This is a genomic window from Paenibacillus sp. MAH-35, from assembly GCF_058135425.1.
In genome coordinates this window covers 66055-88445 of sequence record NZ_JBYUPU010000017.1, presented here as the reverse complement: position 1 = coordinate 88445, position 22391 = coordinate 66055, and the positions used below count along the sequence as shown (strand labels likewise).

The following is a 22391-nucleotide window of genomic DNA, read 5'->3' as shown; positions in this document are numbered from 1 at the left end:
TCGCTCCAGCCGCTCGCCCATAGTAGTGTTGTCTTCATGCGGTGGTATGGCTAACGAACCCAGCACTTGTTATCAGAGCCGAATGCGGACGTTTGAATGTGTGACGAACTCATGTATGTTTATTCCCGCAAATCGGATCGTTTTTTACCACTTTAGGTTCGATAACGTTCCCCGGATTCGTTAAGTCTGGAATAACGTCGTTTTTCAGCCATAAGTACGATACGATTCGTTAGTCATCGAACCTGAATATACGTTCTCTAATCTGACGCCAAGTAAGGAACCCCCTTCACTTTAGCACAGTAAAGAATTTAAACTTTCTCGAAGATTAAGAAAAGCTGCTCTGTAACGATAAAAAAAAGGATGCCAACTCGCGGCACCCTCCATTACTTATGTATACCTATAAGTCCGTTAAGAAATAAACACCTTGATATCCAACTGCCCGATCTGATCCATCATGAGCGGAATCGTCAACGCCTTGGTCGGCGTAAAATCAAGACCGGCCTCGGTAATCAGCTTCGGCGGAGTAATATCGACGCGCACTCCCTGGTTGTACAAAATCGTGCTTGCGTTGCCGCTGATCATATTGCCGAGTTCGGAAATCGCGCTTTGCGACATCTCGTCCATCTGCGTGACCAGATAACCGCCCATCATCGCCGATACGAGCTTCAAGGCGACTTCCTCGTGCAGGCCGAATACGATATCGCCTTCCATCTGCCCGCTCATGCCGATTTGGATCCAAATATGGTTCTCAACGAATTTGACATCCTTAATCCCGAGTTGTCCGGTCGTCGGACGCACGTTAATCAGTTGCTCCAACACGATTCTCGCTGATTCCAAAAACGGATTAATATACTCGGCCTTCATTACACGGAGTCCCCTTTTCGACAAAATTCTCGGATTTTCTCATCCGCCGGCTGCGCTTACAAAACCGTCCCAACGAACGGCGGCTCGTCCCGGAAACAACCTAAAAGGACTTTTTCCCCATTATACTCCAGTTTTTCGGGCCTGTATATAGCTGGAGACAGATCGCTCAAATCCCAAGTCCAGCAAAGGTTTTTGTAGAAAAAACTCGAAAAGTGGCATCCTTCCATTTCGCCGGCAAACCCTAAAATTCCTTAGCCGCTCATTTGTAAAACAAATGGATACTTCGTCCTAAAGGCTTACGTCCGGAGTACCGGTGCGTCGCAGCGAACACTATGACGATAGTCGCAAACGAAAATAGCGTACGGGTTACCCCGATGACGCTTATGCCCGCCAGTAAAATAACCGCGTCGAGGATGAAAATGAATAAAGCCGCGGGTACTCCGGTACGGTCCGATGCGATTTGCCCCAGCAGATCGGTTCCTCCCGAATTCGTCCGGTACGCCAGCATCGTCCCGACCCCCGCTCCGATCAGCCACCCTCCGAGGACGGCGTGCACCGGCATGCCCAGCCGAAACCAGTTGCTCGCCGGCGAGAACAAATCGATAAAAAACGAGGACACCAGCAGCCCGTGCACACTGCTCATAAATAAAGCACGATCATAAAAAAACACGCCGACAAATACAGGCGCGCTAACAAGAAGAACGGTCATGCCGGGAAGCAGGCCAAAATGGTAGTTCAAAAGAAGCCCGATCCCGATCATCCCCCCGTCGATGAGCCGATACGGTGCCAAAAAGGCATTCACTCCAAACGCCAAAGCGGCGCTGCCAATCAGAACGGCGGCGATTCTAAGCAGCGGCTGCACGCGTGTTCCTCCTTCCTACATCCTGAACATCCTGTCCTCCTCTAATGTATGGGGTTAAGAATTAATTAAGAACTGGGGGCGATCTTTCTTAAGAAATGGGATTTATAATGAGCTTCATGACGGAATTCAGCGTTTTCCGCCAGTTGTGGTATTCTTGTATCGCAAGGACCGGGCCAGCTTTTCGGACTGCTTAAGGAACAAGCCCGTCTGAGGCCGTATACAAGCGCGCCGCGCGCGACGATATGGAATGGGAGTCGATTGGTTATGGCGCAAGAGACGATACTGCTCGTGGACGACGAGCAAGAGATATTGGACCTGCTCGAAATTTATTTGAAAAACGAAGGCTTCGTGCTGGTAAGGGCATCCAACGGGGAAGAAGCGCTGGAGGTGCTGAAGCAGAAGGAAGTCGATCTGATCATCCTGGATATCATGATGCCTCGGATGGACGGCATTCAAGCCTGCATGAAGATCCGCGAAGAGAAACATATGCCGATCATCATGCTGTCCGCCAAAAGCCAGGACATGGACAAAATCATGGGTCTGAGCACCGGGGCCGACGATTATATGACGAAGCCGTTCAACCCGCTGGAGCTCGTAGCCCGGGTCAAATCCCAGCTCCGCCGCTACAAACGGCTTAATGTCGCCGTCCCGAGGCTGGAGGAGGAGATCGAGATCGACGATCTGATCATCAATACGGCTACGCACGAAGTGAAGGTGGAAGGCCGCGAGGTGAAGCTGACTCCCCGCGAATTCGCCATCCTCGAGCTGCTCGCCCGCAACCGCGGCATCGTGTTCAGCATCCAGAAAATTTACGAGTCGGTCTGGAACGAGATGTTCTACGAATCCGACAATACCGTCATGGTGCATATCCGTAAAATACGGGAGAAGCTGGAGGCGACGCCGCGCCAGCCGAAGTATATCAAGACGGTATGGGGGGTCGGCTACAAAATTGAAAAATAGGTCGCTATTTAATCCCATACACTGGTTTTCGGTACTGCTCGGCTTTGTCCGCGACATCTACCTGTTCGTCCGGCGGCACTTTGAATCCAGCATCCGGCTGCAGCTTATTCTAACCTTCGTTTTCTGCCTGCTGGCCGCCCTGCTCGTACGCAGCCTGACCGTGCCGCTGTTCGCCAACGCCAACCAGTACCCGGTAATCGACTATACGAACGGCGTTCATGAGATTGACAACCGGGCGCGGTCGATTCTGGACCGGATCGGCCACGAATACGAGGAGGCCCGGCAAGCAGCCAGCCGCAGTGCCGGTTCTTCTGCCGTCCCCCCGGCGGCTGCTCCCGAGAAGAAGGTTACCGCCATCATTAACGATTACAGCCAGTCCTACCCGAACTTGAAAATACTCGTACTCGACCTGGACGGTCTCGTCCTGTTCAAATCGCCGAGCGCTACCGAAAACCGGGTCGATCTGCACGGGATTATCCGTAATGCGATGGATGTCCGAATCAATGACCGGCGGTACCAGAATCAGGAATACTCCAGCTTTTATCCGATCGATCTGAATGAAAGAAAAGCGTATCTGGTCGTCTCCGGGATGCCCTCCCCCAATATCGTCTATATGAAGGGCGGAAGCAGCCCGATGCCGAACTTGCTGGCAGTTGTCGTGTTTATCTTCCTGTTTTTCTGGATCACGAAGCATAAAATGAAATATATCGAGGAGCTGGCAAGGGGATTGCGCGAAATCTCGAAAGGCAACCTGAATTACCGGGTCGCAGCGCGAAGCAGGGACGAGCTCGGATCGCTGGCGACAAGCATCAACCTGATGACGGCCGAGCTTCAGCTGACTCTCGAGGAGGAACGGAGAGCGGAGCAAACCAAAACCGAGCTGATCACGAACGTCTCGCATGACCTGCGAACGCCTTTAACGCTCATTATGGGGTATCTGCGGCTGTTAAAGGACAAAAATTACGAATCCGATGCGCAAGCGGACACGTACCTTAACATCGCTTACAGCAAATCGGAAAAGCTGAAAAGCCTGATCGACGACCTGTTCGAATATACGAAGCTGTCCAGCAAGGGCGATACGCTGAAGCTGGATGCCGTCTACATGAACGAACTGCTGGAGCAGTTGCTGGAGGAGATGGTCAGCTACGCCGAGGACAACGAGCTCAATCTGGTGCGCGCCTTCCCTCCGGAGAAGCTGAAGGTGAACGTAGACGCCGATAAGATGATCCGGGTGTTCGATAATTTGCTCACGAACGCGGTCAAGTACAGCCGAAAGCCTGGCACAGTCAAAGTGCTGCTGTTCCGCGAGGCGGATCACGTTCTGGTGCGGATCAGCAACAACGGGACGCCGCTCCCCCAGGAAGATTTGGATCGTCTGTTCGACCGGTTCTACCGCGTCGACGCTTCGCGGTCGTCGGAGACGGGCGGCTCCGGACTAGGACTGGCTATCGCCAAAAGCATTATCGATTATCACGGTGGCGACATCTGGGCCGAGAGCGAAGGCGACGAGATCCGTTTCTGGGTCAAGCTGAAGCTGGCCGGTTAACTCCGGACGTCGGTAGAAAATGCAGCAATGTTATATCGTCCGGTTATGACGGAAGCTTCAAAGCGGCGGCTCCCCTGCGGGGAGCCGCTGTTTATTTTGTTTCCTGCTTATTGCGGGCGCCGCCGCGGAAATGTTTTCAAGCGGGACTTTTCCTGCCGCCATGTAAAAGGTACAATGGAAAGGACGAAAATTACGGCATTCATCATTATCGGTCCCCGTCGAACAGGAGGAAATTGAAGATGGCAGTACGGAAAATCGAGCATGTCGGCATTATGGTATCCAGTATGGAGAAATCGATCGCATTTTACAGAGATATCGTCGGCTTCGAGCTGCTGGGCACGCTGGATCACGGCAACGGCACGGTGAAGCTGGCTTTTCTGGCAACCCCGGGAGCTAAGGAAACGGAGCTGGAGCTGGTCGAAGGTTACAACGGGAACTTACCGGCCGAAGGCAAGGTGCACCATATCGCCTTTACCGTCGACGATCTAGAGGCGGAGATCAGCCGGATCGAGAAGCTCGGCGTTACCTTTATCGACCCGGACATTACGACGCTTCCGAACGGAGCGCGCTACCGGTTTTTCTACGGTCCGGACGGCGAATGGCTTGAGCTATTTCAGCCGGCGACCTAACGGATCACGATAACGGGAAAGGAAGGTGAGTCGTGAACATTAACCAGTTGGAGACGCTGGTCGCCATATCCAAGACGATGAGCTTCCGGAAAGCGGGCGAGCTGCTGAATTTGACGCAGCCGGCCGTATCGGCGCAGATCAAAAGTCTGGAAGAGGAATTCCGGACGGTTCTGGTCGATCGCAATCAGCCGGTGACGCTCACGGACAGCGGCCTCATCTTTCTCGAACATGCGGAGCGCATCCTGCAGACGGTCGGCGATCTGAGGCAGCGGCTTGAAGATTTGAACCATACGCCGCAAGGCCATATACATCTGGGTACGACCACATCGTTAGCTATGCAAATATTGCCCAGGGTGCTTTCGTACTTTCAGAACCAGTATCCGCTTATTAAAACGACGATCCACTCGATGACCTCCTCGCAAATTATGACCAGCGTCGAGAACGGAACGATCGATATCGGTATCGGGTATTTGTTCGACAAACCGTCATCTCTGGAAACGTCGGTGCTTTATTACGATACGTTCGAACTTGTCGTATCCCCGAGCCATCCGTTGTCGAAGCTCTCCCATACGACGGTGGATGCGCTGAAAGACATTCCGTTTATTATGCTTTCGCCGGAGACGGCGGGCAGGCGGTTTGTCGATCACGTATTCCAGATGTACAAGATCGAGCCCCCTATCGTGATGGAACTGTCAAGCAGCGAGGAAGTGAAACGGATGGTGGAGCTGAACCTCGGCGCCGCTATCATCTCGAAGCTGTCGATCGCCAACGAGCTGCGGCTCGGTACGCTCAAGATGATCCAGGTGAACGAGCTTGAGCTGACCCATCCGATCGCTGTCATGACGAAGGCGGGCAAATATAAAAACTCCGCGATGCACCAGTTTTTGCTGGATTTGAAAGGAATGCCGGAGACGAACTTCGTCGGCTCGGAATAGACAGGTCGCGCCGGAGTGAACGGCAGCTAGTTTGGACACAATGAGACGGAACGTTTCAGCTAATGTTTACGATGCCAGCTTTGCTTACGCAAAGCTTTCAGGAGGACGCTATCATGAAATTCGACCTGCATACCCACCACGACCGATGCGGACATGCGGAAGGCGTCATCCGCAGCTATATCGAGGCGGCGATTGCCGAAGGGCTGCAAGTCATCGGCATCTCCGACCACTCTCCCTACTTCGCGGAGGAAGAGGAGCAGCCATGGCCCGGTATCGCGATGGCGAAGAGCGAATTCGCCCGATATGTAACTGAAGTGCTGACGCTAAAGGAAGAATACCGGGATCGGATCGAGGTGCTGCTTGGCGTGGAATCGGACTTTTTCCCCGAGCATGCGAACGTCTACCGGCGCATCTACGAGCGGTATCCGTTCGACTACATCATCGGCTCCGTGCACCGCTCCGACGGGGTCAGCATCTTCAACAAGAAACGGTGGGAAGGTCTCGCCAAAGCCGAGAAAGTCCGGCAAAAGGAGCTGTATTACGATCTGATCCGCCAATCCGCCGAAAGCGGAATGTTTCAAATTCTCGGCCATATCGACGCGATGAAAGGATATTATCCGGAGTTTTCGGCAATCCAAACCGAAGCCGTCGAGAATACGCTGCGCATCATCGGTGAGAACGGCCTTGCCATCGAGATCAATACGTCCGGCAAGACGAAACATTGCGGCGGCTGGTACCCGTCCGACGAAATTTTGGAGCGCGCCCTTTATAACGGCGTCTCGGTGACCTTCGGCTCCGACGCTCATATTCCGAGCCGGGTCGGCGACGAGTTCGAGCTAGTAAAACAGCGCCTGAAAGAGATCGGCTTCAAGGAATGGGTGTACTTCCGGCAAAAAGCCCCGGTTGCCGTTAAGCTGTAACCGATAATTTATCGGCCCGGGTTAAACTCCCGGCGAGAGTGGTCCGGGCGCACGAAACTGCGATCCAGGGACACTTTTCTCTTTGTTCTATGTTTTTGTTACACAAATGAAATATTTCTGTCACGTTCTCATCATGTAGACGGGTTATAATAAGTAGCAAGACCCCCTTTTTAATATAAACCTTTTGGTAAGGCCCCTGTCCCGTTGACAAGGGGTCCTTTTTTTTGCGATTCGGCCATTGCTCGCAAGATCTGATATGGATGATATAATTAGTTTCTGAACATAGGCTTTATCCCAAAATAAGAGTCTCCCCTACCCTACATAAGAAATGAGTGAAACCATGAGATTAGCCGTCTTATCCGACGTCCATGGCAATGCGGTTGCCTTCCAGGCGGTTAACGGCGGCAGCGTCGGAATCCCGTTCGACCGCGACAACAGAGCAAGCTACGCCGTAATCGACCTGTCGGGAAACGATATTGCCGTTCAACTGCGGAGGGTTTCGTATGACATCGACAGGGCCGTCTCCATCGCCAAAGAGCTCTCGATGCCCGATCTCGACTTGTTCGAATACGGTTTGCGCCATGCCTTATACCCTTACTATGAAGGCGCCGTTCCCGGCTCGTCTCCGAGCGACTCCCCGGGCGTGCCGCAGCCTGCGATGCCGGCAGCTCCCTGACCGGTCCCTTCGTCCGGCAAGCGTTGGCTGGAAGCTTTCCCCGCAGCATATCCGCCATTTTGCGGACCCGTTGCCGGGGAAAGCTTTTTTTCGTACAATAAGGCTGTAAACCAGCAATCGTCGCTAACGTCGGCAAGGAGTGCATGGAGTGAAAAAAACGATTTGGATTGGAACGCTGGTTGTGCTGGTGGCGGCACTCTCCTATCTGGGATACCGGTACAAGACGGGCGGCAAAGCCGATCTCGTGATTATCGGAACCGAGCTGGAAGGCATGTATATGGCCAAGCGGGCTCACGAGCTTGGGCTGCGCGTCACGATCCTGGAACCGACCGCAGGAGTCGGAGGACAATTGCTCCAAGGGGAAATGTTATACTTGGACGAAACGTTTGACGATAAAGGCAATTCGATCGTGCAAGGCTCGATCAAGCAGCTGTTTCAAGATTATTACGCCGGGAATATCCGGAAAAAGGCCGACTTCGAGGCGTACTTCAACGGGCTGATCCGCGGGATTCCGCTCACCAAGGACGCCGTGTTACGCGAAGCCCGCACCGAGAACGGAACGGTCAAGGCGCTTAAGTACGTTACGTCCGGCGGCCGCGAGAAGACGGTAGAGGCCGATTATTTCGTCGATAATACGGACAACGGAGCGCTCGTCGACCTGCTCGGCACGCAGCGGCTGCCGGGGCTGGAAGCTTTGTACCAGAGCCCCCAGAAGGAATATATGAGCGCCACGTACATGATGAAATTCAAGGGCGTCGACTGGGAGAAATTTTACAGCCAGTTTTGGAAAATGAACAAAGCGGAGCGGATGACGATGTACGGACCGGAGACGTACGTAGACGCCAATATCGCCTACGGCTTCCCGCCGATCGTAGCCCGATACGAACCGAAAAATCCGGACAAGGTGAACTTGCGCGGATTGAATATCCTCAACCAAAAAGACGGAGATATTATCATTAACGCGCTTCAAGTATACGATGTCGACCCCAGCGATCCGCAAACGGTCAAGCGGGCGATGGACTATGCTAAGGAAGAGATGCCGCGTATCCGCGACCATCTGAAGCAGCATATCACCGGCTTTCAAAATATCGAGCTGAACGGCGAGCCCAGTTATTTGTATATTCGCGAATACAACCATTATCCGACTGAATATACACTTGAGGCTTCCGATCTGCTGAGCGGCGAGATGTACTGGGACAATGTCAGCGTCGGAGGTTATTTCATCGATATCCAAGGGTCGCGTTCCAACCGGGAAGGATTCGCGATCGGACGACCGGACAAGTATGGCATCCCGCTTCGCAGCTATCTGCTTAAGGAGGCGGACAACGTCATCCTGACCGGCAAGCTGGTCGGAGCGACTCCCGTCGCTTACGGAAGCGCCCGGATTCAGCCGAACGGCGCACTGGCTGCGGAAAGCATCGGCATCCTGCTCGCCCGGCTTGAAGGGACGGACATCGGCCTGAAGGCAGTAACGCAGAACATCATGGCCTCATTCCAGCAGGAGATGAAGGACACCTACGGGATTGAACTCCAGCCGGGCCGCGGCAACAGCAAAATTACCGGGTTGTCCGAATCGGACATCGCCGAGCTGAACAAAGGCCATATTACGCTGCTAGGCAATAACCAGGCCCGTACGCTGCCGTTCATCACCGTTTATTTCAACAACAACGAGATTAAATTTACCGCCCACAAGCCCGTCATCGTTGACGGCAAGACATGGACGCCCGTCGAAGAACTGATGCACGCCTTCGGCGCCCGGCAGATCCGGATCGATCTCGACAAAAACGAGATTCAATACAAGCTGGCAACCGACCCGGAACGGCTGAGGACGATCGCCGCGCCGATTCATATTTTGAACAACCGCATTCTCGTCAACTTGCGGGAGATCAGCGATCTGTTCGGCTATAAGACGTATTGGGACAATCTGAACCGGATCATTACGATCTACAGCGACGAATTGGCTCCTCTGGCGCCGCCAGCCTAACGCGCGTATCATGATAAAAAATCTACCGGAAGCCTCTCGGTCCCCGAGCCGGCTTCTTTCTTTTTGTTCGTTTGTTTTTTACTCCGGCCACCGTGTATTCGTACCCCTTCGGTTCCTCCCGGTAGTAAGCTTCGTTCCATTTGCCTTACTCGTACTTGTATACAACCTCTCCGCCAGCCGAATAACCGATCATATCCACGCCCGGCACGGTGCCGTAATACTCATCCAAGACCAGATACCAGATCCGGTATCCAAGCCCTGTGTCCAGCAGCTCGGCATCGGCATCCGTCCCCCAGCCTTTTCTCTGCTTGATATGCAGCTTAGCGATGTTCTCCTGATTGACGATTCCCCAGTACATATGGTAACCGCTGCCCGCTTGATTCATTTTGTCCAGATTGGTCCATCTGTAAGTGACCGGAGCCTCTGTCAATCGCTGTACCTCCGAACCGTTCATCCAAGTCCAGCTGCCGTTCATTTTACGCACCAAACCTGCTCCGACATGAACATCCTTAACAGGTTCCTTCTTCTGGTAAAAGATCAGCGCGGCGTCTTGAAGCTCGATTTGTTTCAGTATTCCTTTGCTTTGAATCCCCGCTCCGGCCATAGCTTCCTCCGGCGACGGAAACCCCGGATCATCTGTGCAGCCCGACAGTACGACGGCCACCAATACGATGCAAATGATAATAATATGTTTCATACGTTCCCCCTTCTGATACAAAGGCCGATAGGAGCGATCTTCATCAACATAAGGATGGTATATATTCCCACTACAATTATATCCATTATAATCGATTCGGACATATAAATCCTCACCTCTTTTCCGGCCTGCTTCCCTCCCTGCATGAAGCCGACAAAAAGCCCCCTGCTCCACAGCAAGGGGCCGAACCGGTTACGAGTCGCTGCACGAAGGGGACTTCTCCTCCTGACTAACGATACGCTGTTTTTTCGTGTTCACGGTTAATTGAAAGACGTCGGGGCGGCTGTAATGGCCGACGACATCGAAGTCATACCGGCTCTGCGTAACCAAAGAAAGATCGAGCGTTGCATACAATAGGCCTTCCTCGTTGTACAAAGGCTCCACGATATAGTCCCCAAGCGGGCCGACGATCGCACTGCCGCCTCTGCTCAACACGTCGGGGGCGTCCCGGATGTCGTCATAGCAGGCCAGATCGGCGGGATACGAAGCTTTGGTCGCATATTGGTTGCTGGAAACGACGAAGCACCGGCCTTCGCAAGCGATGTGGCGCAAGGTCGCTTGCCACGTATCCCGGGCGTCCGCCGTCGGGGTGATGAAAATATCGATGCCTTGGGCGTACAACGCCGTCCGGGCAAGCGGCATATAATTTTCCCAACAGATCAGCCCTCCGATCCGGCCGTAAGGGGTGTCGATCACCGTCAGCGTACTGCCGTCCCCTTGTCCCCATAACAGACGCTCGGAGCCTGTCGGCACCAGCTTGCGGTGTTTGCCCTGAACGTTACCGTCCGGCCCGATGTAGAGGATCGAGTTATACAACGTTCCTCCGCTATACTCCCGATCCCGTTCCACGACGCCGATTATCAGATAAACGCCCAGCTCTTCGGCCAGCTCGCCGAGAAGATCCGTCTCCTCCCCCGGCACTTCGATCGCGCTGCTCCAGTACCGCTGCCAGTCCTGCCTGCCGCTCGCCTCCCGGCTGCCGACCCGCGTCCCGAAATATAATCCTCTCGGATACCCCGATAGAAATACTTCGGGGAAAACGATGAGGTTCGCTCCTTGCGCCGCCGCTTCCTTCGAACGGCTTACGATTTTGTCCATGGCGGATTTCTTGTCAAAAAGGACGGGGGCGGCTTGCACTACAGCAACACGGGCGATACGTTCCTTCATTCCATCATCCCCTTGAACTCCGGATAGGCATCCGGATCGTATTCAATTCCTATCTATTTACTATGATATACGACAGAGCCTAAAAACGAACCATCCAAACCGGCGGGAATCGTACCATCCGCTTCATCCGAAACAGACCCTCCATGTTCAACAGATTGATAGAGATTTTGTCAGGTTTATTATAAAAAAACGGGGCGCAAATGGTATGATAAAAATCACCATATAGTTTCATTCTAAACTTAAGCCCAGGAGGTGCAGACCATGTGGACACCGGATCGTTCGAACGGCCAGCCAATCTACCAGCAGATTGCCGACGATCTCGAACGGAGAATCTCTTACGGGGAATTCCCGCCTGGCAGCCTCCTTCCTTCGGAACGGAAATTGGCGGAGCAATTGGGAGTGAACCGCAGCACCGTCATATTGGCCTATGCCGAGCTCCGGTCGCTTGGCATTATCGAGAGCCGGTCTGGAAGCGGAACGAGAGTAAGCAAATATAAATGGGGAGCGACTCCCAAACATACGCCGAACTGGAGCCGGTATGCCGAAGGCGGGAGCTTTTTGCCCAATGTGCCTTTTCTGCGCCGGATTCGGGAAGCGCTCGGACATAACCCGTCCCTGATCGACTTCGCCAGCGGCGAGCTTGAAGGGGATTTGTCGCCTGTAGAGGAGATCAATTCGCTGTTGAGCGGAAATCACTTTAATTCTTACCTGGGTTACGACAACCCGCATGGCTATACCCCGCTGAGGCAATCGTTAGTATCGTATCTGCACAAATACAGACAGATCCAGACGACGGAATCTTCGATCCTCGTCACGTCGGGCTCCCAGCAGTCCTTGTACTTGATCACCCAGTGCCTGCTGTCTCCCGGCGATGCCGTTGCGATCGAAGACCCTTCCTACTGTTATTCGCTCCCGATGTTCCAGTCGGCCGGCCTCCGGTTGTTCCGGCTGCCTGTCGATTCCAAAGGCATCAAGCCGGAGGACATTCGCGCGCTGTACAAAAAACACCGGATCAAAATGGTGTTTCTTAACCCGAATTTTCAAAACCCGACCGGCGCGGTTCTCGACCCCGAACGCCGTGCGCGGCTGCTGGATCTGGTAAGCGAGCTAGGCCTTCCGATCGTCGAAGATGATCCGTTCAGCCTGACCGCCTACGAGGAGACGCCTCCCCCGCCGATCAAGTCGATCGATACGCTTGGCTCTGTATTGTATATCGGATCTTTCTCGAAAATGGCGGCGTCCGGCTTGCGTGTCGGCTGGCTGGTCGCGCCTCATTCCGTTGTCGAGCGGCTGGCCGATGCCAGACAGCAGATGGATTTCGGGCTCAGCGTCGTCCCGCAGAAGCTCGCTTCGCAATTTTTAAACTCAGACTATTTTGCGCCTCATCTGGAGCGGCTGCGTTTGCGGCTTCTGTATAAGCGGGATTTGCTGATCGAAGCGATTCGCGCGGAACTGGGAGATCTGGTGAAGTTTACGGTTCCGCGGGGAGGCTTGCATCTATGGTGCAAAGTGAAGCCGGAGGTCAATGACGGCAAGCTGCTGGAGGAAGCGATACGCCGGGGCGTCATCTTCGTGCCGGGCAGCGTCTACGGCTCGGATTCCGGTTATGTGCGGTTTACGTATGCGAGAGCGGGAGAGCAGCAAATAGGACCGGGGATTATGAAGTTTGCCGCAGCGCTTCGGGCGGTTCTCGGATAAGGGCTGGGCTGGGGCCCGTTTCGCCCGCTTGACAGACCCGGTATGACAAAATAGGAGTCTTTTGCGAGACTGTCGATTCATTGTGTAGAAGTGTTAGCAGGCCGTTCCAAGTGAAAAGTTACCTTCTTCTGCTCAAACAGATTGTCCGGAATCCCTTGATTTCATAAGGATTGTAAGGTAGGGGATTCCAGACAAAACTCGCCAGAAGGTAATCTTTTCCCTTTCCACTTGGTTGTCCACAATGAATTGACAGTCTCTTTTGCACCCTCTATTTTCGGCCTTTTCGCCTATCTAAAACGGATAGGGGCGGTTTGCGCCTCTTATTTCAGCCAATTGGTGGGGTGTGCAGCCTTTTCGCGGATTTTAGCAGCTTCAAACCGCTCTTATCCACTCTTGCTCGGTTCCTTCTCCGCTTGAAGCCGGGCAAAGAGGCCTAAACGGCCGCCCGCCCATGATGAGTGCCCCAACGTAAGAGGTAGCTTTTCTTTGTTCAAAATGACCCGGTTCACTTTAGCGCTTTAGCAAACTCCACCATTCCATCGATTGAAAAAGGTTAGCGCCGGTTTCCCGACGCTAACCTTTTGACTTTTTACACGGCGACCGTATTATACATCATAATCCACATCGACCCGGCCACGATCACGAGCAGAATGACTAGACCGAGAAGCAAGGTGATCAGGTTGTAACGCGGCTTCTTCTCTTCCCGCAAATGCATGAAGAATAACAGCTGCACGATAAATTGCAGAATTGCGGCTGCCATCAGCGCGAGCGCGTTTGCCGTCCCGTCCAGCCAGCCGTTCAGCACGATCGCAATCGGAATAACGGTCAAGAGGAGCGAGAACAGGAAACCGAGCGTGTACGACCGGAACGAACCGTGCGCTTCCGTATGATCCGCATGTGTGGCCTGATTCGTCTGCGCCATCTTAGCTCACCCCCATTAAATATACGACCGTAAATACGAAGATCCAGACGACATCCAGGAAGTGCCAAAACAAGCTGATGATATTCACTTTACGCTTCGTCACCGGCGTAATGCCGCGCCTCGAGATTTGGAGCATAGCACCGGCCATCCAGACGATTCCGATCGTTACATGAATGCCGTGCGTCCCGACCAGCGTATAAAAAGCCGATAAAAAGGCGCTGGTCCCCATCGTTGCCCCTTCACTCACCATATGAGCGAATTCGCCGATCTCGAGCCCCAGAAACGCGATGCCGAGCACAGCCGTGACGCCAAGCCAGCCGAGCAGCGCCCGCTTGCTGCCTTTGTTCATCGCGAGCAGCGCCAAACCGCACGTATAACTGCTGGTCAGCAGGATGAACGTGCTGACGATGACGTCCCCGATCCGGAATAAATCGGCGGGACCCGGACCTCCGTTCGTATTGCCCTGAAGGACGATATACGCGGCGAAAAACGTTCCGAACAAGATGACGTCCGTCATCAGGTAAATCCAAAATCCGAACGTGCGCATTCCTTCCAGATCCGGATGATGCTCGTGAACCTTCTCCGGCAATCCGGCAGATTGGACGGTATCCAACCCTTTAGCCATCTGCTTGCCCCCTCCTTGCGCTAGCTTCCGTGCGCTCGATTTCATCGACCTGGATATAATAATCGGTATTGTAGTTAAACGAATGAGCGATCATACACAGCGCAACGCCGGCCAAACCTGCAACGACAAACCAGGTCCAGTCGAATACGAACCCGAATCCGGCGACGAACCAGCAGAGCGACATTACAAAGGGGGTCCCCGAGTTGCTCGGCATATGGATCGGCTCCAGCTTCGGCGAATCGTGCGAATCGCTTCGGACCGGTTCTCCCCGTTCGCGGCGTTGCTTCCGCTCCCACCAGTCGTCCTGCTCGGACACTTGCGGGAGCACGGCGAAATTATAATGGGGTGCCGGCGATGGGATCGACCATTCCAGCGTCCGTCCGTTCCACGGATCTCCCGTCGTATCCAGATTCACTTTGTACCGTTTGGCGCTATGCATAATCTGCCATACCTGAAACAGGAAAGCGATCCCCATCAAGCCTGCGCCGATCGTGGAGACGAGGTTCATCTCCCACCAGCCCTTGTCCCATCCGTAGGAGGCGACCCGGCGCGTCATGCCCATCAGCCCAACGACATATTGCGGCATAAAGCACAGGTAGAAGCCGATATTCCAAAACCAGAACGCCCATTTGCCGATCCGCTCGTTCAGCTTAAAGCCGAACATCTTCGGCCACCAGTAATACAAGCCGGCAAAATAGCCGAATACGACTCCGCCGATAATGACCTGATGGAAGTGGGCGATCAGGAAATAGCTGTTGTGAAACTGAAAATCCGCCGGCGCTACCGACAAGAGCACGCCCGTCATCCCGCCGATCACAAAGCAAGGAATAAAACCGACGGTCCACAGCATCGGCGTTTCGAACGTAATTTTGCCACGGAACATCGTGAACAGCCAGTTGAACACTTTGACGCCGGTCGGAATCGCAATCAGCATCGTAGTTAGAGCGAAGAAGGCGTTAACGTCCGCTCCCGAACCCATCGTGAAGAAGTGATGCGCCCATACGAGAAACGACAAGACGCTGATGATCATCATCGCGTACACCATCGATTTGTAGCCGAACAGCTTTTTCTTCGAAAACGTGGCTACGATCTCCGAGAAAATCCCGAAGGCGGGCAGGACGATAATATACACTTCCGGATGTCCCCACATCCAGATGAGATTGATATACATCATCGGATTGCCGCCGCCGTCCAGCGTGAAGAAGTGCGCCCCGGCATACCGGTCGAGGAACAGCAGCGCCAGCGTGCCGGTCAGGATCGGGAAAGAAAAAATGATCGCGATGCAGCTCGACAATACCGACCAGGAGAACATCGGCATCTTCATCAGCTTCATGCCGGGCGTACGCATTTTCAGGATCGTCACGATAAAGTTGATCCCGGTCATCAGGCTGCCGATCCCGGAAATCTGGATGCCCCAAATGTAGAAGTCTTGCCCGACGCCCGGATTAAACATCTTCTCCGAATAAGGCGGATAAGCGAGCCAGCCCGCATCCGGCGACCCGCCGATGACGAAGGACAGGTTAAACAGCATCGCCCCCGAGAAAAACAGCCAAAAGCTCAGCGCGTTCAGAAACGGATAGGCGACGTCTCTCGCCCCGATCTGGAGCGGCACGATGACGTTAAACAAGCCGAACATAAACGGCATGGCCATAAACAAAATCATAATGACGCCATGCGTCGTAAAGATCTGGTTGTAGTGCTCCGGCGTCAGGAAGCTCATCTCCGGAGCGGCCAGTTGCGCCCGCATCAGGAGCGCATCCACCCCTCCGCGGAACAGCATCAGGAATGCGGACAAAATGTACATGATGCCGATTTTTTTATGATCGACCGTCGTGAGCCATTCGCGCCACAGCCAGCCCCATTTTTTGAAATACGTTAAGGCGAATACGATGGCTGCTACCGTTAGTACGATGCTGACATCCGCACCGTATATTAACGGATCGCCGGTAACGAAGAAATCGGTGGCAAAGCTTTTCACTTTCTCCCACATAAGCAACTATCACTCCTAACGATAGACTCCGCACGGGGTTTGTCGTTCCCCCGCGACCGAATCTTTTCTATTGATGATGGCCTTTCGACCGATGCTCTTCCGCCGGCTGCTGCTCATTCGTGGACAAGCCGTGATGGTGCGACGAGGCGTACTTGGTGACCGTCATCTCGAACAATCCTTCCGGAAACGAAGAAAACGTCTTCGCCTCCGACGGGGCCGGCTTCACGAGCTGCTCATAGCCGTCCATCGTAAGAGCAGGCGAGGTTGCTTTCACCTGGCTCACCCAATTGTCAAATTCCTCCTGCGTGGTCGCTTCTACGTCAAAATACATTTTGGCAAAATCTTTGCCGGTGAAATTGGCGCCCGATCCCCAGTAGGTCCCCCGCTCGTCGGCTTGCAGGTGGAGCTTCATCGCCATTCCGGACATTGCATACATTTGTCCGCCGAGCTGCGGAATCCAGAATGAGTTCATTGGGGAATCGGCCGTGATCTCGAAACGGACCGGCACATCCTCCGGAATTTTCAACTCATTGATCGTCGCGATGCCCTGCTCCGGATATTGGAACAGCCATTTCCAGTCGAGCGAGGTCACTTGGACGACCAGCGTTTCCCGATCCGACGCCAGCGGCTTGGACGGCTCCAGGGCATACGTAGCCTTCGCTGTCACAATTCCCAGCGTTAGAATGATCGCGATCGGAATGCTCCACCACGTAACCTCGAGCTTGGTGCTATGCTCCCAGTTCGGCGTATATTTCGCCGCTCTCCCCTTCTTGTCGCGGTACCGCCAAATAATAACCGCCGTCATGATCAGAACGGGAACGATCACGATGCTGCACAGAATCGTCGAGAAAACCATCAGATCCCGCTGCTGAGCGGCGATCGGTCCTTTCGGGTCCAGCACGATGATGTTTTCGGTGCAGCCGGTGGCCGCGAGCAACAGCAGCGCGAACATCATGAAGGCGCCTGCGCTACGAATCGCTTTAGGTAGTTTCAATGTTTTCAACTCCTGTCGACTTTGAATCCTATCTCACTTTAGCCCGGGATTGTGATTCCCGTCACCAGCCGCTGAAGGCGTCCCCGTACCGGCCATGTTCAACGAATCGAAACAAATGATCCAAAACATGGGATGATCCAAAAACCGGCAAACGAGTCCGACAGACTATCGATCATCCGTGCACACCCGTTGCAGCACCGGCGGCCGATGCTTCGCTTGCTCTGTCTCCTCATTTCTTCTATACTTTTTTTGAAAATAAGCCCGGTTCATTCAAGGAGATTCCATAACGGAAGAGGGGACACAACCGTGTTGACTGCAATATTCATTTTCGTGATCGCGGGGCTTGCCGAGATTGGCGGGGGGTATCTGGTTTGGCTTTGGCTGCGGGAGTCCAAGTCGTACTGGTATGGCGTGGCCGGAAGCCTGATCCTTATCCTGTACGGCATCATTCCGACGCTGCAAAGCTTTCCATCGTTCGGGAGGGTATACGCGGCTTATGGCGGTGTGTTTGTCGTTCTCGCCGTCTTGTGGGGATGGTTTGTCGATAAAAAAACGCCCGATATGTACGACTGGATCGGGGGTGCGGTTTGTGTCGCCGGGGTATCCATCATGCTGTGGGCGCCTAGAGGCTGACTTCGAGCTGCAGCCGATCTCTGGTAACGCCAAAAACACCCTTTTCCCGCATCGGGGTTCCGCGAAGGCCCCATATGCACCGGAAAAGGGTGATCTTGTTCGGTTTTATATTCTCGCGCGCGTCGGCCAGCCCGCTTCAAGGCGATGTTTTCCAACACCCGCCATTCCCGCTCTTTTTGCACCGTCCATTTTCACAGATCCGCAACGATTAGCGGGAGGGAGCGGTCCAGACAGGCTTCACTTCTTTTTTATCCGTTCCGCGCCGCAAATACAATCTCCCGGACCACCGGCTCCGAATCGGCGTACGCTTCCGCGATCCCGACCTGTTCGATGTGACGTTTATCGACGGTTCTCTGGATGATTTCGGTGCGGAACGTGTGCTCGAACGGATTGGGAGTCAGCTCAATTTCCGCATCGCTCATCCACCTGGCCGTCAGACAGGTGTCCCCCTTGGGACTAAACCGCTCCGAATCGCTAAAACCCGCTTTATACCACGGATGTTCCTTTTCTTTGGCCGCCCCCGGCTCGTTCATGCATACGTACAAGGAGATGCGGTCGCATAATTGAAGCAGTTGGAGCTGCTTCAAGAGCTCCTCCCGATTCATTAGTCCAAGCCCGGCACTAATCCGCCGCTGCCTTTCGAGTTCGTGCCGCGTGAAGTCGATACAAGCCTCTACCGCGCTGTCCTGGAATACGCTGAAGGAACAATAGTGCATGCTGCACAGCAGAGCGGCATACGGATTCATGCTCTCTACCTGGTCCAGTCCGAACGTATAGTGAGTGAGCTTCGGCAGCAGCGGATAATCCGTAAAGGAAAACGGAAGCGAGACGCGATCGTTCCATACGGGCGTCTCATCCAGCCGCATCCAGCCGATATCGTGCTGATACACGGCAACCAGCGCATCCTCCAGATAAGAGTCGCCTTCCAAAAAAGGGCTGAATGCTCTGGCGATGTCCCCCGACAACCGGGCATGATCGTGCTGCGCGGTCAATACGAGCTCGTGTTCTGTGCAACGTACGATCATCTTGTTCACTTCCTGTTCGCTATCGTCTATTTTTTGACCTGCTTGGCCGCCTCCGCCCGAATCAGCCCGTTCATGGCCGTGTCGATCTGCTGCAACACCGGCTTTGGATCGGGAGCCGTCACCAGCTCCGGAACGGCGCTGTACAGGACAGGCAGCGCCAGCACTTCGTACGGGCTGATCGCTCCGATCTGCGGCAGCTTGTTTTTAAAGAAAGCTTGAACGTTTTTACCTTTTAGCGCCGATACGTCCGAAGCGTAAGCTTTCATGATTGCGGGATCGGTTAAAACCGTTCCGAACCCTCTGGCGGACATCATCAACTGCGCCTCCGGAGAGACGAGATACGTGATCAGCTCGAACGCTTTATCCTTCTGCTTGGACCCGGCCGTAATCATCGCGTTTAACGTACGGGTGCCGGGACCGACGCCCGGTTTGTCCGGCAAGGTCGGGTAGGTGACGATATCGATACTGCCCTTCATGCCGGACAAGGCGGACGGATCGATGCCGAGCGCCATCGCCACTTTCCCGCTGGCCAGAAAATCGTCCGGCTTGCGCAGCGACTTCGTCTCCGGCCGGTTGCCGGGAATATCGTAAATGCTGCGGAGCAGGCTCACCATGCCCTGCCATCGATCCGTCGAGACGGAAGCTTGATTCGTAGCCGGATCAACCGCATTCAGGGAAAACTGGTCGATCAGGCTGACCAGACCGAATTGGCTCATCATCGGGTCGAGTCCCCGGTAAGCGATCCCGTCGACCGAGCGCGTCGCCGATTCGGCCAATTTCAAAATTTGCTCCCAGCTCATGCCGTCCGTCGGATACGGGACGTTCAGCTTATCGAACACGTCTTTGTTATAGTATAAGGCGTATAAATACCGGGTTACAGGCAGCGCGTACATTTGATTTTTTTCCCCGTACGCCCGGATATGGTCGATCAGCCCCGGCTCGAACCGGTCGAGCGGAAGGTTCGATTTTTTGATATACGGGCTCAAGTCCAGCTGAATCTGGTCCAGGAGATACGGAGGGATGGATATGCGCTCCACATCAAGCAGCAGATCGGGCATGCCGCCGCCGCTCACCCATTGCTCCATCGCCTTCGGATCGATCGAGACGGCTTTGATCGGAGCGTCCGGAAATTTCGTTTCCAGCATTTTGACGATGCCGGCATCCGGCTTGCCCAGCATTCCGAGCACCAAGGGCTCCGCGGCAGCCGGAGCGGCGGTCTGAGGCTTCGTCTCCGCAGGTTCGGCCGCTTTGCTGCAAGCGGCGGCCGGCAAAGCGATTGCAAGCGCTACCAACATTACTTTTCCTATTGTGCGGCTCATTGTGCTCCCCTCCCTGATTTCAAATCCCCTGAAATATTAGGTTTCGTTGCGCCTTCCACACACGGTCCTGATGCGGTTATCCAAATAGTAGCAATGATCCTCCGGGATGTAAATATATGTTTTTATGTTAATTTATGCATGAACGGACATCCGGATTCGCCTGCAACAATCAAAAGTAAAGCCTCCCGGCAAATGAAGGGAGGCTGCTCTCGCTTGATAGATAGAACGGGCTGCAAGGCGGAGACGAACAGCTGTCCCGTGTCTACCCCATACGGTGATCGTAGGCGTCTTGGGCGACCGTTTGCAGCAGCACATAAAACGGGTTGTCCTGCGGAATTTTCCATTGATGCATATAAATCAGCATCTGGTTGATGACCGTGTCGAATTCGATGACCGTATTATCCATTCCTTTGGCTACAAGCGCCTCGGCCTTCTCCTTCTCTTCCCTCGTAATTTTCTTACTTTGGAAAAACGAGGAGACGTACTTCAACACGCCGCCGCTGCCGCCTTTGCGCGGATATTCGAGCTTCATCCGCAGCAGGTCGGCCTGCTCCTTGTCAAATCCGCCCACATCCATAGCGGCAATCAATGCGTCCAAGTCCCGGTGGCGCTTCTCTACCAAGGCCATAACGTCATCGTCGCTCGTCCCGGGGTCAAAAGCGAAGAAAAGCGCGGTATTGCCGAATTGCTCGGAGATCGAGACATGCGTCAATTCGTGCGCAAGCGACCCGAGCCTTTCCGCCGACCCTCCCGGCGCATTCAAGTTATGATTGACGACATACTTCTCCGTAATGCCCGATTGCTTCTCTTTCTCGTTCGTGAACCGGGCCCCCGGCAGCATCGCGTTCATATGAATCTTGTTCAGATTGCCGAGTATTTCCTGGAGCGCCTTTCTCGTAATTTCCGGGGTGTCGCCGTCGTTCATAATTTCTTGGAGCTGAGCGAGTTCATGCTGCAGCACTTTCTCGGTTTCGCCGGGCGTACTCCGCAGCTCCTGCAAGCTATCGAACAAAATTTGATTGATATCGTATTTATCCAATCTGGGCACGGTATCTTTGACGAGGAGCCAAGCGTCGTGGGCTTCATACAGCTTCAAAAACTTGTCGGCCCCTTTCAGATTATCCGCCTCGGTCAAAATGTCCATAACAACAAGCTCTTTACGGGCGTGCTCCAACAGATCCGTTACGCCGGGAACCCGGCCCGGATGGGCTTTCGGATGAGCGAGATACGTATCGCACTCTTGAATAATCGCGCCCAGTCCGGCGCTCCGATTCGCATATTCCCGCTCGCCGAGCGCGTTATAGGCGGCAAGCGCCTGGTCGACTTGTTTAATTTTGCTCCGTCTCATGAACGTGACGGCCGTACTTTTCTTAAAGCTGCTTACATCCGGCATCCGCTGTACGACGGCCCTGCCGGTCCCGCTTCGAGCCTCCGTATCCGTATCCGGGCTCATCGTCTTCGCCACCATCCGCTGCACGGCGCGATTGCCGACCGTCCGATGGGCATTATGCAGCGCAGCAGTCCCGGAGCGGTGAAACGGGTTCATCGCCGCCGTCCCCGTCTGACCGGATCTTGCGATATCGGCTGCTCCTCTCCCGGCCGCCGCCTCCCGCTTTGTACTTTGCTTCATATATAAATTCCCCCTGGGATAAATTCCAACATGTCCTCATTATACCAACTTTCCATAGGCGCGGATATGACTTGTCTGGGAAAAAATGATATTTATCCCTTCGAGTATTACGCAGCATGCGAGTATGACGGTGCAAGAAAACCGTTCAGACCGAGTCGCTTGCCTTCTCCCCCCTAACGTCTCCCGATCCGGAAATCGTCCGGAACTACGCCACTTGCGCTTGCACGCAAAAAGACGCCGTTCCCGCATCTTAAACGGGTAAAGCGGCGTCTCATTAACGATTGGAAACGGTCTGTCGGCACTACTGGAACTGGA

20 protein-coding genes are annotated in these 22391 nt (G+C 54.1%); 9 read left to right on the top strand and 11 right to left on the bottom strand.

Annotation, left to right across the window (positions count from 1 at the left end):
* Nucleotides 1-408: 408 nt before the first annotated feature.
* Together AC3Y2E_RS18920 and AC3Y2E_RS18915 are read right to left on the bottom strand one after the other, a co-directional pair.
* Nucleotides 409-864 carry a chemotaxis protein CheX gene (locus AC3Y2E_RS18920; RefSeq protein ID WP_190929027.1) on the bottom strand — a complete coding sequence of 152 codons (456 nt, stop codon included), beginning with the start codon at nucleotides 862-864 and terminating at the stop codon, nucleotides 409-411.
* 259 nt (nucleotides 865-1123) lie between these two features.
* Nucleotides 1124-1726: a YitT family protein gene (locus AC3Y2E_RS18915; RefSeq protein ID WP_379213039.1), complete on the bottom strand. Its 603-nt coding sequence runs from the start codon at nucleotides 1724-1726 to the stop codon at nucleotides 1124-1126.
* Nucleotides 1727-1990: 264 nt separating this feature from the next.
* On the opposite strand from AC3Y2E_RS18915, the gene AC3Y2E_RS18910 reads away from it, so the two are divergent.
* The 7 genes from AC3Y2E_RS18910 (at nucleotide 1991) to AC3Y2E_RS18880 (ending at nucleotide 9376) form a co-directional block, all read left to right on the top strand.
* A complete protein-coding gene (locus tag AC3Y2E_RS18910) occupies nucleotides 1991-2686 on the top strand; it encodes a response regulator transcription factor (RefSeq protein WP_190929025.1) in 696 nt (231 codons plus the stop codon).
* Nucleotides 2676-4232: a sensor histidine kinase gene (locus tag AC3Y2E_RS18905; RefSeq protein ID WP_379213036.1), complete on the top strand. Its 1557-nt coding sequence runs from the start codon at nucleotides 2676-2678 to the stop codon at nucleotides 4230-4232. Before AC3Y2E_RS18910 ends, AC3Y2E_RS18905 begins: the two co-directional genes overlap by 11 nt.
* A gap of 239 nt (nucleotides 4233-4471) precedes the next feature.
* Entirely contained in the window at nucleotides 4472-4861 is a 390-nt protein-coding gene (locus AC3Y2E_RS18900; protein WP_190929023.1) for a VOC family protein, read from the top strand.
* A gap of 32 nt (nucleotides 4862-4893) precedes the next feature.
* Nucleotides 4894-5796 carry a LysR family transcriptional regulator gene (locus AC3Y2E_RS18895; protein ID WP_332071654.1) on the top strand — a complete coding sequence of 301 codons (903 nt, stop codon included), beginning with the start codon at nucleotides 4894-4896 and terminating at the stop codon, nucleotides 5794-5796.
* A 113-nt stretch (nucleotides 5797-5909) separates the two neighbouring features.
* Nucleotides 5910-6716, top strand: a complete 807-nt coding sequence (locus AC3Y2E_RS18890; protein ID WP_379213033.1) for a histidinol-phosphatase — start codon at nucleotides 5910-5912, stop codon at nucleotides 6714-6716.
* Nucleotides 6717-7056: 340 nt separating this feature from the next.
* On the top strand, nucleotides 7057-7392 hold the full coding sequence (locus AC3Y2E_RS18885; RefSeq protein WP_379213031.1) for a hypothetical protein: 336 nt from the start codon (nucleotides 7057-7059) through the stop codon (nucleotides 7390-7392).
* Nucleotides 7393-7540: 148 nt separating this feature from the next.
* Nucleotides 7541-9376: an FAD-dependent oxidoreductase gene (locus tag AC3Y2E_RS18880; RefSeq protein ID WP_379213029.1), complete on the top strand. Its 1836-nt coding sequence runs from the start codon at nucleotides 7541-7543 to the stop codon at nucleotides 9374-9376.
* Between the two features lie 145 nt (nucleotides 9377-9521).
* On the opposite strand, the gene AC3Y2E_RS18875 is transcribed toward AC3Y2E_RS18880, so the two are convergent.
* Nucleotides 9522-10073: a hypothetical protein gene (locus AC3Y2E_RS18875; protein ID WP_379213027.1), complete on the bottom strand. Its 552-nt coding sequence runs from the start codon at nucleotides 10071-10073 to the stop codon at nucleotides 9522-9524.
* 192 nt (nucleotides 10074-10265) lie between these two features.
* On the bottom strand, nucleotides 10266-11240 hold the full coding sequence (locus AC3Y2E_RS18870; protein ID WP_379213025.1) for a carbon-nitrogen hydrolase family protein: 975 nt from the start codon (nucleotides 11238-11240) through the stop codon (nucleotides 10266-10268).
* A gap of 261 nt (nucleotides 11241-11501) precedes the next feature.
* Between AC3Y2E_RS18870 and pdxR the strand changes: the two genes are divergently transcribed.
* Nucleotides 11502-12938 (top strand): MocR-like pyridoxine biosynthesis transcription factor PdxR, encoded by a 1437-nt coding sequence (pdxR, locus tag AC3Y2E_RS18865; RefSeq protein ID WP_379213023.1) that lies wholly within the window; start codon nucleotides 11502-11504, stop codon nucleotides 12936-12938.
* Between the two features lie 589 nt (nucleotides 12939-13527).
* Here the strand turns inward: pdxR and cyoD are convergent.
* The 4 genes from cyoD to cyoA all read right to left on the bottom strand — a co-directional run bounded on the left by cyoD (nucleotide 13528) and on the right by cyoA (nucleotide 17469).
* Nucleotides 13528-13860, bottom strand: a complete 333-nt coding sequence (gene cyoD / locus AC3Y2E_RS18860) for a cytochrome o ubiquinol oxidase subunit IV (RefSeq protein ID WP_379213021.1) — start codon at nucleotides 13858-13860, stop codon at nucleotides 13528-13530.
* 1 nt (nucleotide 13861) lies between these two features.
* Nucleotides 13862-14485 (bottom strand): cytochrome o ubiquinol oxidase subunit III, encoded by a 624-nt coding sequence (cyoC, locus tag AC3Y2E_RS18855; RefSeq protein WP_379213019.1) that lies wholly within the window; start codon nucleotides 14483-14485, stop codon nucleotides 13862-13864.
* A complete protein-coding gene (locus tag AC3Y2E_RS18850) occupies nucleotides 14478-16475 on the bottom strand; it encodes a cbb3-type cytochrome c oxidase subunit I (RefSeq protein WP_379213016.1) in 1998 nt (665 codons plus the stop codon). Before AC3Y2E_RS18850 ends, cyoC begins: the two co-directional genes overlap by 8 nt.
* 67 nt (nucleotides 16476-16542) lie before the next feature.
* The gene (gene cyoA / locus AC3Y2E_RS18845) at nucleotides 16543-17469 is read right to left on the bottom strand and encodes a ubiquinol oxidase subunit II (protein WP_379213014.1); all 927 of its coding nucleotides are present in this window, start codon (nucleotides 17467-17469) and stop codon (nucleotides 16543-16545) included.
* A gap of 306 nt (nucleotides 17470-17775) precedes the next feature.
* On the opposite strand from cyoA, the gene AC3Y2E_RS18840 reads away from it, so the two are divergent.
* Complete coding sequence (locus AC3Y2E_RS18840) at nucleotides 17776-18102, top strand: YnfA family protein (RefSeq protein WP_379213012.1); 327 nt, start codon at nucleotides 17776-17778, stop codon at nucleotides 18100-18102.
* A 248-nt stretch (nucleotides 18103-18350) separates the two neighbouring features.
* Here AC3Y2E_RS18840 and AC3Y2E_RS18835 read toward each other — a convergent pair whose 3' ends face one another.
* The 3 genes from AC3Y2E_RS18835 to AC3Y2E_RS18825 form a co-directional block, all read right to left on the bottom strand.
* Nucleotides 18351-19127 (bottom strand): DUF3891 family protein, encoded by a 777-nt coding sequence (locus tag AC3Y2E_RS18835; RefSeq protein ID WP_379213010.1) that lies wholly within the window; start codon nucleotides 19125-19127, stop codon nucleotides 18351-18353.
* Between the two features lie 26 nt (nucleotides 19128-19153).
* Nucleotides 19154-20446 carry an ABC transporter substrate-binding protein gene (locus AC3Y2E_RS18830; protein ID WP_379213008.1) on the bottom strand — a complete coding sequence of 431 codons (1293 nt, stop codon included), beginning with the start codon at nucleotides 20444-20446 and terminating at the stop codon, nucleotides 19154-19156.
* A gap of 262 nt (nucleotides 20447-20708) precedes the next feature.
* Nucleotides 20709-22076, bottom strand: a complete 1368-nt coding sequence (locus tag AC3Y2E_RS18825) for a hypothetical protein (RefSeq protein ID WP_379213006.1) — start codon at nucleotides 22074-22076, stop codon at nucleotides 20709-20711.
* Nucleotides 22077-22391 lie beyond the last annotated feature (315 nt).

Bases quoted from the DNA above. Each gene is read 5' to 3' on its own strand.
- AC3Y2E_RS18910 (WP_190929025.1), top strand. From the start codon at position 1,991: ATGGCGCAAGAGACGATACTGCTCGTGGACGACGAGCAAGAGATATTG.
- AC3Y2E_RS18920 (WP_190929027.1), bottom strand. From the start codon at position 864: ATGAAGGCCGAGTATATTAATCCGTTTTTGGAATCAGCGAGAATCGTG.
- AC3Y2E_RS18835 (WP_379213010.1), bottom strand. From the start codon at position 19,127: ATGATCGTACGTTGCACAGAACACGAGCTCGTATTGACCGCGCAGCAC.
- AC3Y2E_RS18875 (WP_379213027.1), bottom strand. From the start codon at position 10,073: ATGAAACATATTATTATCATTTGCATCGTATTGGTGGCCGTCGTACTG.
- AC3Y2E_RS18870 (WP_379213025.1), bottom strand. From the start codon at position 11,240: ATGAAGGAACGTATCGCCCGTGTTGCTGTAGTGCAAGCCGCCCCCGTC.
- cyoC (WP_379213019.1), bottom strand. From the start codon at position 14,485: ATGGCTAAAGGGTTGGATACCGTCCAATCTGCCGGATTGCCGGAGAAG.
- AC3Y2E_RS18885 (WP_379213031.1), top strand. From the start codon at position 7,057: ATGAGATTAGCCGTCTTATCCGACGTCCATGGCAATGCGGTTGCCTTC.
- cyoD (WP_379213021.1), bottom strand. From the start codon at position 13,860: ATGGCGCAGACGAATCAGGCCACACATGCGGATCATACGGAAGCGCAC.
- AC3Y2E_RS18890 (WP_379213033.1), top strand. From the start codon at position 5,910: ATGAAATTCGACCTGCATACCCACCACGACCGATGCGGACATGCGGAA.
- AC3Y2E_RS18825 (WP_379213006.1), bottom strand. From the start codon at position 22,076: ATGAAGCAAAGTACAAAGCGGGAGGCGGCGGCCGGGAGAGGAGCAGCC.
- pdxR (WP_379213023.1), top strand. From the start codon at position 11,502: ATGTGGACACCGGATCGTTCGAACGGCCAGCCAATCTACCAGCAGATT.
- AC3Y2E_RS18850 (WP_379213016.1), bottom strand. From the start codon at position 16,475: ATGTGGGAGAAAGTGAAAAGCTTTGCCACCGATTTCTTCGTTACCGGC.
- AC3Y2E_RS18900 (WP_190929023.1), top strand. From the start codon at position 4,472: ATGGCAGTACGGAAAATCGAGCATGTCGGCATTATGGTATCCAGTATG.
- AC3Y2E_RS18830 (WP_379213008.1), bottom strand. From the start codon at position 20,446: ATGAGCCGCACAATAGGAAAAGTAATGTTGGTAGCGCTTGCAATCGCT.